Origin of the sequence: Ferroplasma acidiphilum (assembly GCF_002078355.1) — an archaeon.
GTDB classification, from domain to species: Archaea; Thermoplasmatota; Thermoplasmata; order Thermoplasmatales; family Thermoplasmataceae; genus Ferroplasma; species Ferroplasma acidiphilum.
The window spans coordinates 110,992-125,756 of the sequence record NZ_CP015363.1; the positions used below are offsets into that span (position 1 = coordinate 110,992).

16 protein-coding genes and 1 tRNA gene are annotated in these 14,765 nt (G+C 34.8%); 8 read left to right on the forward strand and 9 right to left on the reverse strand.

The window, feature by feature from the left end; all coding sequences use genetic code 11:
• Window positions 1-55 precede the first annotated feature (55 nt).
• From fad_RS00665 to fad_RS00680, 4 genes are all read left to right on the forward strand, one after another.
• A complete protein-coding gene (locus fad_RS00665; RefSeq protein ID WP_009887141.1) occupies window positions 56-604 on the forward strand; it encodes an XTP/dITP diphosphatase in 549 nt (182 codons plus the stop codon).
• An 80-nt stretch (window positions 605-684) separates the two neighbouring features.
• Window positions 685-1,074, forward strand: a complete 390-nt coding sequence (locus fad_RS00670; RefSeq protein WP_009887142.1) for a 30S ribosomal protein S6e — start codon at window positions 685-687, stop codon at window positions 1,072-1,074.
• Complete coding sequence (gene eif2g, locus fad_RS00675) at window positions 1,074-2,294, forward strand: translation initiation factor IF-2 subunit gamma (protein ID WP_009887143.1); 1,221 nt, start codon at window positions 1,074-1,076, stop codon at window positions 2,292-2,294. The genes fad_RS00670 and eif2g overlap by 1 nt, the downstream gene beginning before the upstream one ends.
• A 51-nt stretch (window positions 2,295-2,345) precedes the next feature.
• Window positions 2,346-2,630 (forward strand): DUF357 domain-containing protein, encoded by a 285-nt coding sequence (locus fad_RS00680; protein ID WP_009887144.1) that lies wholly within the window; start codon window positions 2,346-2,348, stop codon window positions 2,628-2,630.
• Here fad_RS00680 and fad_RS00685 read toward each other — a convergent pair.
• The 5 genes from fad_RS00685 to fad_RS00705 form a co-directional block, all read right to left on the reverse strand.
• Window positions 2,618-3,772, reverse strand: a complete 1,155-nt coding sequence (locus fad_RS00685; RefSeq protein WP_009887145.1) for a DNA recombination protein RmuC — start codon at window positions 3,770-3,772, stop codon at window positions 2,618-2,620. The two genes, fad_RS00680 and fad_RS00685, sit on opposite strands and share 13 nt — an antisense overlap.
• Before the next feature lie 49 nt (window positions 3,773-3,821).
• Entirely contained in the window at window positions 3,822-4,217 is a 396-nt protein-coding gene (locus fad_RS00690; RefSeq protein ID WP_009887146.1) for a hypothetical protein, read from the reverse strand.
• A gap of 93 nt (window positions 4,218-4,310) precedes the next feature.
• Window positions 4,311-4,384, reverse strand: a tRNA-Lys gene (locus fad_RS00695).
• A gap of 62 nt (window positions 4,385-4,446) precedes the next feature.
• On the reverse strand, window positions 4,447-4,944 hold the full coding sequence (locus fad_RS00700) for a hypothetical protein (protein WP_081141370.1): 498 nt from the start codon (window positions 4,942-4,944) through the stop codon (window positions 4,447-4,449).
• Between the two features lie 77 nt (window positions 4,945-5,021).
• Window positions 5,022-6,233 (reverse strand): MFS transporter, encoded by a 1,212-nt coding sequence (locus fad_RS00705; RefSeq protein ID WP_019841591.1) that lies wholly within the window; start codon window positions 6,231-6,233, stop codon window positions 5,022-5,024.
• A 136-nt stretch (window positions 6,234-6,369) separates the two neighbouring features.
• Between fad_RS00705 and fad_RS00710 the strand changes: the two genes are divergently transcribed.
• A complete protein-coding gene (locus tag fad_RS00710; RefSeq protein ID WP_019841592.1) occupies window positions 6,370-7,014 on the forward strand; it encodes a helix-turn-helix domain-containing protein in 645 nt (214 codons plus the stop codon).
• A 2-nt stretch (window positions 7,015-7,016) separates the two neighbouring features.
• Here fad_RS00710 and fad_RS00715 read toward each other — a convergent pair whose 3' ends face one another.
• Together fad_RS00715 and fad_RS00720 are read right to left on the reverse strand one after the other, a co-directional pair.
• Complete coding sequence (locus fad_RS00715) at window positions 7,017-7,793, reverse strand: cytochrome C oxidase assembly protein (protein WP_081141371.1); 777 nt, start codon at window positions 7,791-7,793, stop codon at window positions 7,017-7,019.
• 11 nt (window positions 7,794-7,804) lie between these two features.
• Window positions 7,805-9,976 carry a 4Fe-4S binding protein gene (locus fad_RS00720; RefSeq protein ID WP_236940580.1) on the reverse strand — a complete coding sequence of 724 codons (2,172 nt, stop codon included), beginning with the start codon at window positions 9,974-9,976 and terminating at the stop codon, window positions 7,805-7,807.
• 276 nt (window positions 9,977-10,252) lie between these two features.
• Here fad_RS00720 and fad_RS00725 point away from each other — a divergent pair, with 276 nt between their 5' ends.
• A complete protein-coding gene (locus fad_RS00725; RefSeq protein WP_236940581.1) occupies window positions 10,253-11,653 on the forward strand; it encodes a hypothetical protein in 1,401 nt (466 codons plus the stop codon).
• Window positions 11,654-11,757: 104 nt separating this feature from the next.
• Here fad_RS00725 and fad_RS09205 read toward each other — a convergent pair whose 3' ends face one another.
• The gene (locus fad_RS09205; RefSeq protein WP_009887153.1) at window positions 11,758-11,913 is read right to left on the reverse strand and encodes a hypothetical protein; all 156 of its coding nucleotides are present in this window, start codon (window positions 11,911-11,913) and stop codon (window positions 11,758-11,760) included.
• Between the two features lie 623 nt (window positions 11,914-12,536).
• Between fad_RS09205 and fad_RS00730 the strand changes: the two genes are divergently transcribed.
• Together fad_RS00730 and fad_RS00735 are read left to right on the forward strand one after the other, a co-directional pair.
• Entirely contained in the window at window positions 12,537-12,758 is a 222-nt protein-coding gene (locus tag fad_RS00730) for a hypothetical protein (RefSeq protein WP_081141376.1), read from the forward strand.
• Window positions 12,759-12,840: 82 nt separating this feature from the next.
• Window positions 12,841-13,059, forward strand: a complete 219-nt coding sequence (locus fad_RS00735; protein ID WP_009887155.1) for a hypothetical protein — start codon at window positions 12,841-12,843, stop codon at window positions 13,057-13,059.
• 778 nt (window positions 13,060-13,837) lie between these two features.
• Here fad_RS00735 and fad_RS00740 read toward each other — a convergent pair.
• Complete coding sequence (locus fad_RS00740) at window positions 13,838-14,593, reverse strand: DUF929 family protein (RefSeq protein ID WP_081141377.1); 756 nt, start codon at window positions 14,591-14,593, stop codon at window positions 13,838-13,840.
• Between the last annotated feature and the right edge of the window lie 172 nt (window positions 14,594-14,765).

Here is a 14,765-nt window from a genome sequence, read left to right on the forward strand (position 1 = left end):
ATTATTATTAACATCACAGCATAATTAATAAATTATAATATGATTCCTGTATTATATGATAAAATTTGTTACCAGCAATAGCCATAAATACGAAGAGGCAAAGGCATTATTTAAAAGCAAAAATATAGAGCTTTCATGGGTTAAAATGGAATATGAGGAAATCCAGGCAGAGGATAATGAATTAATATGCAGGGATAGCTGCATGAAGTTAACAGAAAAAATTGATTCTCCATTTTTTATTGATGATACTGGGCTCTATATAAAATCTTTAAACGGCTTCCCGGGCCCATACGCCTCATACGTACAGTCTACATTAGGGAATTCAAGAATCATGGAAATTGGGGCAGGTTCAGAGGCACACTTCAAAACTGTGATAGGATTTAGCATGGAAAGTGAAATCTACACATTTACAGGAATATTAAATGGCCATATTGCAAAGAAGGAATCCGGAACTAACAAATTCGGTTATGACCCCATATTTATACCAGAAGGCTATGATAAAACACTGGCAGAGCTTTCGACAGAGGAAAAAAATATTATTTCACATCGTGGCAGAGCACTCGATAAATTCATGGATTTCCTATCTTCCAGAGGTATAAAATAATAGTTTTTCAGAACTATTTTAATCTATAATTTTATTAATGAGCATATAATTAGGAATAAATAAAGTTTAAGGTGTATATTATGGTTGTTGCAGTAATTGCGGATAGGAATAGTGGTAAAACATACAAGAAGGACATCTCAGAGGATGTTCTTGGTTCTCTAGCTGGCAGAAAAATAGGAGAAGAGATAGACGGTATATTTTTTGAAATGCCCGGTTATAAGATGAAGTTAACCGGTGGAAGCGCAAATGACGGGTTTCCTATGAAGAAAGACCTTTCAATTATGGGCAAAAAGAGGATACTTATAACCTATAATAAAGGCAGAAAGGGGAAAAATGGTGTTAGGAAAAGAGTAACATTCAGGGGGAATACAATAGGTTCAGATATATCCCAGCTTAATCTTGTTATTACACAGTACGGTACAAAACCACTTGATGCTAAGGAAGAAACAGAAGAAAAAGGAGAACAATAATGGAGCAGCCATCTGTTAATATAGGTATGGTTGGTCATGTTGACCATGGAAAAAGCACCCTGACTTTTGCTTTAACCGGCAAAAAAACAGATGTGCATTCTGAGGAAGTTAAGCGTGGGATATCAATTAAACTTGGATACGCTGATACACCCATATACAGGTGCACAGATGAAACAGGAAAAGAATTTTACAGCAATAAGAAAAATTCTGATAATTGCCAGCTTTCCCGCGTAATATCGATTGTGGATGCACCTGGCCATGAAACATTAATGGCTACAATGCTCGCAGGTTCTGCCATCATGAACGGTGCTATCCTTGTAATAGCAGCAAATGAAGAATGCCCACAACCACAGACAAGGGAACATTTAACTGCCCTGGAAATAATGGGAATAAAGGAAATCATAGTTGTACAGAATAAAATTGACCTTGTAACCAGAGAAAGGGCTATGGAAAGCTACAAGGAAATAAAGGATTTTCTTAAGGGCAGCATTGCAGAAAATGCACCGGTTATCCCTGTAAGTGCATATCATAACACAAATATTGACGTAGTTTTTGAAGCCATAGAGAAAATAATTAAAACTCCACCATTCAATGATAATGATGCACCTATGATGTATATAGCCCGCTCATTTGATATTAACAAACCGGGAACCAAACCCTCAAAATTGAAAGGGGGCGTACTCGGCGGTGCTTTAATTAGAGGCAAACTTACAGTAGGAGATGAAATTGAAATTGCTCCGGGAGTTCAGATTACTAAAGGAAATAAAACTACATGGGATAATGTCACAACAAAAATTACGTCCTTGATGGCAGGTTCGTCTTCATATGAATCTATTTTGCCAGGTGGATTGGCAGCAGTTGGAACTGAACTTGACCCATTCCTTACAAAAGGAGATTCATTTACAGGCAGAATAATCGGATTAAAGGGCAATGTTCCGAAAACCGTATTTAACATGGAGATGGATATACATCTGCTTAACCGTGTTGTCGGCTTTGACGAAGAAGTTAATGTTGAACCATTAAAATCAAATGAAATGATCATGTTAACTGTAGGGACTGCAAATACAATAGGAACTGTGACTTCAATTAAAGACAAACGTGTCGGTGTCTCATTGAAATATCCCGTAGCTGCCAGTATAAATGACCGAATGGCGATAGGAAGGCGTATATCCAACAGATGGAGACTTATTGGATACGGCTCTATACTGACTATATATTAATTTTTCAAACCATTATAAAATTAAATAAATATCATCATTATATTCTGGAATATGGAATTGAAGGAAAAGGTTGAGAAATATTTTGAAATTGAAAAAGCTGCACTTGACAAGATCCGTATAATAGCTCCTGTAGACTCATACATATACGGAATAGCCAAAGATCATATGGACATGGTTTTAAATTATTATAATGATGCAAAATACTTCTACAGCAAAAATGATTTTATTAACGCCTTTGCGGCTCTTAATTATTCATATGGGTGGATAGATTCGGCAATCCGCATAGGGCTGTTCGATGGAAACTCAGATCACAGGCTCTTCACTCATTTTAAATAACTATCATAGTCATCTGGACTTTTCTCAACTCCATGCAAATCCATATTTGCACCGTTATTTGCCACATCTGTCTTTATTAAATTCTCAATAACCGGTTCAAGCTTATTTTTAATATCCCTTGTCATCCTATTGAATGAATCTATTGATTTTGAAAGGTTTTTTGATGTTTCATTTAAATCTCCCACAAAGGTTTGCATATTGTTGTAAAACTCCTTGATTTTTGCTATCAGGCCATTAAAATTTTCCACAGTATTGATGTCTTTCCATCCCATGTGCACGGTAAGCAATAGAGATATCAATGTTACCGGCGTTGCTATAATTACCTTCTTTGATATTGCATCTTCTATAATTTCCGGTTTATTTGACATAACAAGGCTTAACAATGATTCCATGGGGAGAAACATAACGACAAAATCAACAGACCCATCGAATTTTTCCCAGTATTTTTTTGATGCAAGGTCCCTCACATGGCTATTGAAAGCAAGCATATACTTATCCAGGAAAGTTTTGTCCTCTTCACCATTCATATGTTCAAAATATCCGGATAGGGGGACCTTTGAATCAACAACTATTGTTCTGCGGTTTGGGAGCTTTATAATCATGTCTGGCTTAGTTAACCGGTCTTCAGAAACTGCCTGTTCGATAAAATCACAATATGGCGTCATGCCTGCTATCTCTACGGTTCGCCTTAATGTGATCTCACCCCATTTGCCTCTTATAGACGGATTTTTGAGGGCGCCTGATAATTTTATAGTATCATGTTCAAGGTCTGTTATTTTCCGTGATAGTGTATCCAGATTATCTTTCAATGCACCTGATTCGGATTTGCGTTCACGCTCTATATTCTCTATGTATGTCTGGTAGGTTTTCAAAGAATCTTTTAATGGCTCTATCAGGCCATTCAATTTTAATCCGGTATTTTCACGCTCGCTCCTCTCAATTTCCAGTGCATTTTTAAAAGCAATTGTGCCGGTATTCAGAAGGTTCCTGCTCTCAGATTCAATAAATTCATGCATGGAAGCTTTTAACTTATCCTCAACATTGCCGGACATTTTTCTATTTATCATTGAGTATATTACTATAGCAAGTGCAAATCCAGAAATGAATCCTGCAATAATTCCTATTACAAGCACAAAAAACATATTTACAATATACTAAACAAATAAAATAAATTTGTCATACAAATTGTGTTTATTGTATGCCAAGATCTATCTGGTTTTCTATATATTTCCAGAATTTATCCTCGATTTCAAATCCCCATAATGATTCAGGGACTTCGAAAAATGCCAGTTCAGGAGTTAAAAGAAAACTTTCTATTGCTGCCACCCCCAGATTCTGTAGCCATTTGCCCATTCCAATACTTATTTTTACATTATCCGGTGTTCCGGAAATAGTAATAGAATATGATCTGTCCATACCGGCTATGCTTCTTAGCAACCCTTCCTTTGTTGCCTGGATAAGGGTTCCATTTGGATGTTTTCCTAGCTGGGTTTTAAACTTCTCATTCTGAAAATACTGCTCTACAACATTTGATAATTTATCCAGGTCTATGTTCTTTCCGTTAAATTCTCTGTCCTTTGTCTTCATAGTCCCTGATTGGAATATTTATATATAATCTTTTTTGAAAAAGATACGATATTGGATAACTAGAAACCGGATTTTAAACAATTTTATATTATGCGGGTCCGAAGGGATTTGAACCCTTGACCGATGGATTAAGAGTCCATCGCTCTACCTAGCTGAGCTACGGACCCAGTTAGTTAAATAAGGTTATAACAAAATACTATTTTAACTTTTTAAATATTTAGTTGACAATTTAAAAGTCCCTTAATCTAAATTTGTTGTTCAGCAGAATACCAGCAATTGCTACTATAATACCGATCAATATGAGGAATGTGGAAAAATCTGCAACATACCCGATATAAACCAGATATCCAGTCGGCCCGTATGTTATGGAAGTAGCCGGATGTGATCCTGTAAATTCTATGAAAGCATAACTTCCTTCAGTCATGTTCCTATACTCTTTTATGTTCCCGAAACTTGTATAGGTAGGGAGGCTTAAAGCGGATAAATCCGTGGTATTAGTAACATTTCCTATATCTTTAGATGGAACAAGTCCCGAACTGGTTACGGGGTTGGTAATAGATATTATAAAATGTTTGGAATCAACTGATATGTTCTTTGATATGTACTCATTTCCCTTAACTGTAAAATTATTTTCGCTAATTTTTGGTTTTTCCATGCCACTGTATACGTACATAGAAACACCAACTATCAACATCACCACGCCAAGTACAAGAATCCATTTTTTCATAAATATTTCTAATAGGGCTTTATAACTTAAATTTCATATTGGTTAATATATTCTACAAAATAGCTTAAATAATATATCTATTCCACATTGTTGCTCAAATATATCTCCCTGAATTGCGTAATAAAGTAAAGCAGTACTATGCTAAATACGAATAGTGTAAAGATAATAATCATTATAGGTATATCATGATTGACCTTGATTATAAGCAATCCACCTACAACTGCACCGAAGAACACACCAGCATGTTGCATTGAGGTATAAAATCCAAGGTTCCCACCGTAGCTGTTTTTCGGAGCCAATCTGGTTATAAGTGTTGGAAAAACTGTTTCACTAATTATATACCCGGAATAGAAGCCTGCAACACTTAAAGCGAAGTATGTAACATCAGTTACGTGCGTATTAAGGAAGAACAACGGCACGCTTATCAGTAACACAATGAGCGATACAAGTGAAAATAGCACTGTTTTATTTTTATCTGCCGGCCTTGCTATAGCAAGCCCTATTATACCAGCAATGAAAACTACAGGAATAAGGAATTCATAGAATCTACTAACAGGGAAATACTTCAATGAAAATACTGGAAGATAAAGATAAAACACAATCATATAAAAATAAATGAAAAAACTGATTATTGATATAACTGCCAATTTTGAATCTATGTGCGCCTTTATTTTAAACATTTTTTCCTTCTTTGTTTCTTTAACTTTCCATAGAGGGATAAAAGATATGGCACCTATGATAGCCGCTATAACAAAAATTGAAGAATAATTGAAAATAGTTGCAAGCAAAGGCCCTACTATAACCCCAAGCATAAATGATAACCCGATTGCAACTCCTATAATTGCATCTGATATGTTCCGCCTGTTTACAGGAACGCTTTCATGTACAAGGGCAATTCCTGCAGAACTTACTGCTCCTGCCCCCTCTACAAGCCTTCCCAGTATGAGGCCATAAATATTGATCGGATCAGCACATATAAGATTGCCTATAATAAATGTCGCAATTCCTATAGAGATAATTAACTTCCTGCCATACCTATCAGAAAGCCGCCCAAGGGAAGTCTGGAATAAAGCCATTGTGATGCCGTAAGCTCCTAGTGCTGTTCCAATTAATAAGTATGATCCTGTGAATTTTTCTCCATATAATGTAAATATAGGCAATACCATAAATAATCCCAGTGTTCTCAACCCAATTGTAACTGAAACGAGTGAAAGGATTCTAAATTGATTCTTATCAAAAGCGCGCATCATGTATCCACAAATAGCGCCATTTATTATATTATTTTGCATGCTATATTGTACTATATCATTAATTAAGTGCTATTTTTTGACAAAATATGACTATAATAATTTTATAAAAACTGTTTCATATTTGTTATCTAACAAATGGTAAGAAAAAATGAAAATCTTTAATAATTAGGTGGTTATGTTTGTTCGATGTTGCATGCAAATATTATACTCATTTAAATACGAAAATTGTTTTGCTTCAAAACTTATAAATGACTTTAAGATCAGAATCAAAATAGTTGAGCAGGAATTTCGCGACAAATATATCTATGAAACATTATCATTATATTCAGAATCTGAAGATATTCTCAAAAAAACAATTGATTACCTTGAAAACTATAAACATTCAGAAGATGTGACTATCGTAGAGAAAGGCGCCAATTTTGTAACGCTTAACGTTGTTGCTAAAAGCTGCCCGCTTGTCGAAGTTATGAAGAAAAAGTTAATGAATTCAGATAGTAAAATTAAACTTGAACGGATAGACTACTCCGGCAACCTATTCTGGGAATTAAATGTTAGCAATTACAATAAAATCAGGCATATTGACGATACCTTAAGGGAAATATACGATATAAAAGATAGTAATATAAAGACCTTCAATGGTAGGCGTATAAGCATTAAATCGGAGTATATTTTAAAAGAAGCATTCGAAAGGGGATATTTTGATGTTCCGAAAAAGATAGGATTAAAAGAGTTGTCATCTACGCTTGATATCCCACCAACTACGCTTGATTTATTATTAAGAAGGCAGTTAAGGCAGGTTATACAACAAACAATAAAATAAATTTATTTAAAAATACTTAGCTGGAATACTATTGAAAGAACAATCAATATTGTAAAAAACTGATGCATAGGAATTATAAATCCCGGCCTCGATGCTGATTTGTTTACCGATATGAAAACAATTATTCCCACTATAATCTGTACTCCTATTATTATTAAAGCAACGTTGTAAGTGAAGAAGAATAATATCAGGGTAAATAGGAATAACAATACCGCCAGCCCGTGTATAGTCCATATCCATTGTGCCCTTGTTTTAGGTATTTTGAAATACCCGATTGCTTTTTGATATCCACGCTCGCCTGTTGTCATTCCCCCCATGTAAATTACTGCAAAGAAAAAGTATAATGGAATGTTATGGATCACAAGATCCAGCACATTTCCAGCTACAGGATATATTATCAACAGGTAAGTTAATGCTGTTGAGTAGGCCAGTATGTCATGAAGGCCCTGAACAACTGATGGTGCTTTGCCAGCAAGGGTATACAATGTTGCCATCCCCAGGAGCGCTGTTAATACTACAAGAATTAGCCCTGTAATTTCCAGTGCCCCATGTATAAGCACAACCATAATCACAGCGTCAACCCCGAGCAATGTGGCCAGTATCCTATGCCATACTTCAGGGTCACCTGCCTTCGCTTTCAGAGGCATATCTTTGGTATATGGCCACTTTGTCCCGAGTGATAATCCATACCCATATCCCTCTACAGTTCCGCCAACTATAACTATTCCAAATGCAAGAATTACCTGAAATACAAAATAATAGTATAAAATCACATTCATTAAATTCACCTTTATTTTTTAAACCCCGAATTTTTCTTTACCATTACGATATCACTACTATAATCTTTATTTTTTCTCCCTGTTCCTAATCTCTCTCTAAGAAAATTTCTGACATCATAAAAGTATATATTGTCGTATGGGCATGCTCTCTTGCAATCTCCAGCTCCAACACATTTAACACTTTTAAACGACCCTTTCTCTATAAACTGGCCAGGCAAAGTAGATATTCCAACCTCACAGGAAGTGGCACATGCCTTTGTTTCACAGGTTCTGCAAACATTTTTGTCCTTTACTTTAAGTTTGAAGAAACCCAGTACACTGAAGAAACCAACCAGCGTACCTGTGGAGCACCACCCATACTTTCTGCATGGGCTCATACCCACAAACGGGATGGAAAAGAAGAATACATACCACAGAATATTCCATATAAAATAGGAATAAAACACGGATGGATCTATTCCATAAATGCTAAAACTAAGGCTCCCAGTTGCCGTATACATATATGAGAATAGGGATGCCAGGATAGCCCATATCCATGCCCCACTGGCTATAAACAGTATTGAATCGGTAAAATGGCTTGATCTCATTTTGCGGCTGGGTTTTGCTTCCCAGTTATACCTCCCCATTGCCTGCCCGAGTGTTCCACCATACATTACTGCTGATGGGCATAAGGTTGAACAATAGGACCTCCTGCCGAAAAGGAGGGCAAGGAATGCATATAATGCATATGAACCCAGAAGTGGTATAACAAGGTAAGGGTATAGTGCAGCCTGTGCTCCAGTATTGGCCCAGAATGGGAGTTTATTATAATATAGGGGGTTTAAAAAATTAGGCCCCACTGTCGTATAGAGAATATATGCTGTTATGGCAAAGGCCAGATTTATTTTCTTTCCTCTATCCTTTAAAACTCTCATCCGGGCTATAACAAGAGCTATCATTTCCGTTCCCATAATTATAAGAAATGTTGGTGAATCCGTTATGTAACCTATTATGTAAAGAATTTCAATAAATGTGGATACCGGTGTAAATTTATAAACACCACCCACCATTCCATAAAACATCAAAAAATTATAAGTCCCGGTAGATGCAGGCACAAATGGTGAAACAAACTCTCTTAAAACATCATGCGCATAAAAGCCCGCCACAGATACTCCATGAAATGATGGCAATGTGTCTATTGCCCTGAAAAATGGGAGGTAATTGTACGTTGCAAAATCCATTGAACCCGCCATAAACAATTCTGATACAAAGGATGCAACAAGCACAAAAAATATTAATCTGGCTGGTTTATTAATTATCTTTTTCCTTTTAATTACGACATTATTCTCTGTTTTTGTCACGTTAATAGATGGCGTTTTCACAGAAAACATACTGCTAAAGTAATACCACATGCCAAACAGTATTGCCACTGCAAAGAATATCCAGGCAAACCCGAAAGGTTTCAAGATTATAGTTCCGATGAAGGTGCCGATACCCATTAAGAGATAATCAATGAATATCATCTTAATATGATACGCATCATCTTTGGGTAAAATGAGTTTGTGTTTTGCTATGAACTCAAAAAATATAATCATAAATATTATCATGATAGCCGTTTCCCCAACACCTCCTATAAAGACGAATTTATCATTACCCAGAAGCGTTGGTGCGAAAAGATCCATGGTGAATATAGATATTGCAGCATATCTGTGCATACCCTTTGGCTTGTATACAAGGAAAAGGGCAAACATTTCTATACTCATTGGAACAATGAAATATATCGTGTTTATTCCATTGCTAAGTGCGCTTACAAAATCAAATGAATAGATAGCATGATAATAATCGAAATGTATTATAGTGGGGTTAAACAGGTAAAACAAGAACAGCCCCATCGAAACTTCATTCCATATAATTAAGCCAGTAAACGCTGTTGCATTTGCCTTTGTAAGGCCCTTTCTATCCAAACCTCCATGCATTACACCTACAAAAACTGCAACTATGGGCTGTGACATTAATATCATGCCAAACGTAAATGCCAGCCCCGTGTCCAGAAAATTGTGGACTGTGGTTATATAAAGCAGGAACGCATCCAGCATACTTGCCATCATGGCTGTGAAAATTCCTATTGCTGCGATTCTAAGAAACGATATATCATTCTTATGCTTGAGTATATATGAAAAGACAAAAATAATGTAAGTTACCATAAAAATAATTGTCATAATTCCAATCAAAAATATCGTATCAAACATGTGGCTGTGCATTAAGTGATTTTATTATTAATTAATTGTAGATATTATTCTATAATTAAACTTATCTTTATCAAGAAATATTCAAAGGATAAAATGAAGCGAGAAATAGTTGAAAGTCTAATAATTTCGGTTTTTACACTTTATCTGTTTATATACTCCGCGATTACGGGGGTATTTGTAGTTTATAATACAAGATTATATCCATCAATATACCAATTTCTTGCTTTTCTATTGCCTTATGTTGTACTTCCTCTTCTGGTTTTCTTCAGAAAAAACTCGGTGATTAACAGGATATATCTATATTTCTTATTTATAGGGCTATTTTCATTTATTGTACTCTTATTCACATACATAGTTTACCCGTTGATGGAGATAATGGTATTGCTTACAATAGCATTTTACACAGATATTATAGACAATTTATATTATAAGGAAAATAAGCCACTATTTTACCGTGGTGCAACATTTGTGCTTATCCTATTTGTAATGTTGCTGGTGTCCAGGTTCTTTGTCATATCTGTACCGGTTGAACCAACGAAAATAGTTGTTGATTCTATATACGCCGATTTCTCACATTCACAGGTGCCATTCCTATTCTATTATGGCATTATAATGAGGGTAAATTATATTGACTTTACAATGGGAATCCAATCAATTATTCTCTATTTGATATTAGCAGCGCTGTTAACCGAGAACTACTTCCTTATATTCAGTATAGTAAATATTAACGGCGGGATTTCGAGAAAAAAATCAAATGGAAGAAGAGGGGCAAGTGCAATGGTAACACCTGCAATAAGTGGTGCTGTATCTGCACTGAGTTGCCAGTGTGAAGGACTGACGGCAATATTGCCGACTATTGCTGCCGTTGTTGCCTCGGCCATTTCCACGGCATTGCTGTCAGAAAGTATATTATTGCTATTAATCAGCAACTTTATGCTTACGGTGTTTTTCAACCGGCGGGCAAGAGTTAAACTCATATCACACATTAAAGATCTTAGAAATAGTAATTATTTCCCTCTCCTTGCAATATTTTTTGTTATGTTAATTCCAATCATGGAGGTAATAGGAATATTCTATCACCTTCAATTAACTTCGTTAACATTCTTTTATGGAGTTAACATACTGATGTTTGTATCAGGTATATTTTTGATGTATGCTATTACAAAGATCGGGATGAAGCCATTTATCAAGACCGTTAAGATAAAGGCAATACTTGCGGCTATTGCCTCTATTTTGATGTTTATCTGGTTTATACCCCCGATAGCATATTTTGCATATACAAATTATTATTACTATTTTCTCATGAATATAATGGGTGTAATTTCAGGGCTTTTAACCTATCTGGTGTACTTTAACATAGCTAAATTTAAGGCCGCTTATATAGAGTTTAACTCTATGATGTTCAGTATGACTGCTCTTGTACTTTTCTACATATCCATAATATCACTTGATGATCTTTTCCCATTTTATGGTATAAAGCAACAGTTGTATTTTTCCGCTATCCTATGGGGAATAACACTTCCATTTATGTGGTTGAGTACAATTGAAACAATGTACAGGCATTCTATAGTTGATACACCAATATTGCAAAAAGCCCACCACCAGGGAAAAGCAATACATGCCGGTAAATAATTGTAATATTTTTAAAATTAACTAATTTTTATAAAATCATAATATTCCAAGAGATAATCAAAAAGATTTAAAAAGAGTTATTAAAATATAAAGGTAACTTGAATTTATTTCCTTAAAATAAATTCTTTTACGAAAATAGTCGCACCTATCGTAATCGCAGCACACATTCCCATTATAACCTCTAAAAAGAAAGTCTCGGTATTGGGATTATAAGCTGCCGGATGAAGAGTAATCATCGCTGTTAATATATCTGGTATCATAGTAATTTATTACATATACATATAAAATACTTATTAATGAATATATTCAACTATTCACTTCCAAACATGTCTCACCACATATGATAAGTTCCACAAATTATAAGGCTGGTGATTAGGTTAGGCACCTGTATTAAACTTGAAAATAATATCCTGGAAAAAAGATACGGAATATAATAGTCTCTTTATGCAATATAGTTTTGAAGTCTCTTATCATGTTCTATTCTGTATTCCCCGGAAAGGATGCAGTATTAATTTGGCAGTGTTTTATGTATTTTCAACCGAAATTATTTTCTATTGGCAAATATTTCTATGTTCATTGGAATACAAAAGGAAGATAAACTGGGCCAAAAAATTATCGCAAAAACTGGAATAAAAATCTCAATAATAACACTATAGTAATCTTATCTACCAATATTGACGCAAACTTTCACTATACTTATGATGGCTAGAATAAAAATCAACTTATGGTAATTAAGTATTCTACCGCTGTCTCATTTCAATTAAACCGGAACACCTGAGAAAATCATATTTGCCGTCTCTAATGTGATAATATATATCAAAACAGTACCTCACTAACTAAATTCTATAATAAATATTAAATATAATTAGTTTATACTTATACGGTGATAGACATAAAAATAGGTGGAGTTAAACTATTAGCTACAGGTATGGGGCTGTTACTAGGCGGATTCGGAACTGCTATACTTTCTATATATTCCCTTTTGCCATTCGCAGCTTATACTGCAATATTGGGTGTGGCAGTTTTTATCATAGGACTAGGAATTACAGCATTGGCATCAACTAAAATTTCTCTGAATGCCGGAAATGATAATAAAATAGATTAGATATTCATTCATTAATGATATATTTAAATTATAAATATATTTTACAATTACTTTTAAGTATAATACAAAATTATAGAAATACATGACAGTAAAATTAGAAAATCTTAATAAAAAATTATTCTCAATGCCCCTATTGGGAATGTTTGCGTTGTTGCTTGCATTCAATCCAGATTCAACGGGTTCCATTGTGTCCGGATTTTATGCTGATGGGTATGCAGTGGATTTATTCATGCTGGCTGTTGCTATTGCCTTTATTGCAGCTCTGATTATCTTGAAATTCAAGGGCAAGTTTAAATCCTAATTTGATGCACGGGACCATATAAAATTATGCCATGTATTTTATCGAACCAATATCTATTTTTGCCATATGTATCACTTTTATTGAAGTATTATAATCAAAGCATATAGTTATAGTTAACTTATATGTCTTATAACCTTTGCAAGTGAATTGTTCCATATTATATTTTAGAAGACCCCTATAACTTTTCCTTTTTAATTTTTCACTTTTTTGCTACCTTCTTTTCTGCCCTCACAACTTTTAGATTTTCTCATAAAATTAAACATTCCATATACCATCTGTGTTTATTGCATTGAACTCCACCTATCCTCTGTCTACATGCTTTGCATGTTCTATTGTGCAGTGGAATTCAACCATTGGAAGCATCATTTTAAATTCTTCGACTAGGAGCATAGCGTTTTCTCTCTACTAGTGGCGAATCTCTGTACTTTCCAGTTGTCTAGCCACCTGATTATTATGTATGGTATCTTAGCAGCACAATTAATAAGTCGTTTCTTTATATGATGATAATGTTATGATCCACTTCCAGGATACAAACAGTCTTATACTCGGCCTTCTGTTAGTTTGCCTGGATATGTATCGCGGTCCCTTTTACTTTCCAGGATACTAGCTTAACTTTCTTAAAAAAATTAACAGGTTAGGATTTGAACGTTATATCAACTCAATTTTAAGTTGCTTGTCGTTGTCAATATACATAATATAAATTGTCATAAAATCAAGTTATAATGTAACGGGATATTTGATAATAAAGAGTTTAATAGAAACAAAAATTTTTGCACAATCACCTGACATCTTTGATAGTTGCTTCCAAACCTTCCATGCCCGTATTTATTCCATAATCATGAATATTCTGATTTACATCTTGTAGTACTTTTTCTGGTGTGGCATTCCCATAATCAGGCTTAACTATATATCCATTCAAAAGGTATGCTCCGGATGGTCCAGTAATAAGGGTAACTGAGTTTATATGTGGTATACTGCTGATATTATCACTAGGCATACATGGCCCATTAACTATTGCCTCTGTAGTATATCCTTTTATTACGCTGTATACAGATGGAGGAACATCTGCCTTTAAAGCTTTTAAGCCAGCTTCAGGTGTAGTATTCTTTGATAAATTTTCTCCATAAAGATATACTGGAACTATGATGGTGTTTCTATGATCATATGTAACGCTATACGTATAGCTGGTATTAAAGATAAGCCCGGGAGTATTATTGTACTGGTAACCACTCATGGATTGAGTTTCAATGAATTTCCCAGTCATATTAAACCCGGTACTATTAAGGAAATCATACACGGCCCATGAACCTGCGTCCCCTGTAGGGCTTCCATCCCAGGTAATATAGTAAACAAACGTGCTGGTATTATCTTTAATCAGGTCGCTGTCTGAAACTTTACAATATTGTTCTAGTTCTATAGTTTCGTCATGAGCATCATAATGTTCCGCCCCATAAATAGCAAGAAATGCTATTACAACAAAAAATACGATAAAAAATGCCAGTAATTTTCTGTTATTTTTTCTCTCTTCGGTCATTTTGGATAATAAGTTTAATAAGATATTTAGATATTTTTATAGAACTGATGTGCGACAATATGAGTAACAAGAGAAGGGCGTACCTATTAACCAGACATGATTTCGCCACATTTTAAGGTGTGTTAGCGACCTCACACACCAAACCCTTTTAACAAATAAAGTTTCATCACGT

Bases quoted from the DNA above. Each gene is read 5' to 3' on its own strand.
- fad_RS00665 (WP_009887141.1), top strand. From the start codon at position 56: ATGATAAAATTTGTTACCAGCAATAGCCATAAATACGAAGAGGCAAAG.
- fad_RS00670 (WP_009887142.1), top strand. From the start codon at position 685: ATGGTTGTTGCAGTAATTGCGGATAGGAATAGTGGTAAAACATACAAG.
- eif2g (WP_009887143.1), top strand. From the start codon at position 1,074: ATGGAGCAGCCATCTGTTAATATAGGTATGGTTGGTCATGTTGACCAT.
- fad_RS00680 (WP_009887144.1), top strand. From the start codon at position 2,346: ATGGAATTGAAGGAAAAGGTTGAGAAATATTTTGAAATTGAAAAAGCT.
- fad_RS00685 (WP_009887145.1), bottom strand. From the start codon at position 3,772: ATGTTTTTTGTGCTTGTAATAGGAATTATTGCAGGATTCATTTCTGGA.
- fad_RS00690 (WP_009887146.1), bottom strand. From the start codon at position 4,217: ATGAAGACAAAGGACAGAGAATTTAACGGAAAGAACATAGACCTGGAT.
- fad_RS00700 (WP_081141370.1), bottom strand. From the start codon at position 4,944: ATGAAAAAATGGATTCTTGTACTTGGCGTGGTGATGTTGATAGTTGGT.
- fad_RS00705 (WP_019841591.1), bottom strand. From the start codon at position 6,233: ATGCAAAATAATATAATAAATGGCGCTATTTGTGGATACATGATGCGC.
- fad_RS00710 (WP_019841592.1), top strand. From the start codon at position 6,370: ATGTTTGTTCGATGTTGCATGCAAATATTATACTCATTTAAATACGAA.
- fad_RS00715 (WP_081141371.1), bottom strand. From the start codon at position 7,793: ATGAATGTGATTTTATACTATTATTTTGTATTTCAGGTAATTCTTGCA.
- fad_RS00720 (WP_236940580.1), bottom strand. From the start codon at position 9,976: ATGGTAACTTACATTATTTTTGTCTTTTCATATATACTCAAGCATAAG.
- fad_RS09205 (WP_009887153.1), bottom strand. From the start codon at position 11,913: ATGATACCAGATATATTAACAGCGATGATTACTCTTCATCCGGCAGCT.
- fad_RS00735 (WP_009887155.1), top strand. From the start codon at position 12,841: ATGACAGTAAAATTAGAAAATCTTAATAAAAAATTATTCTCAATGCCC.
- fad_RS00740 (WP_081141377.1), bottom strand. From the start codon at position 14,593: ATGACCGAAGAGAGAAAAAATAACAGAAAATTACTGGCATTTTTTATC.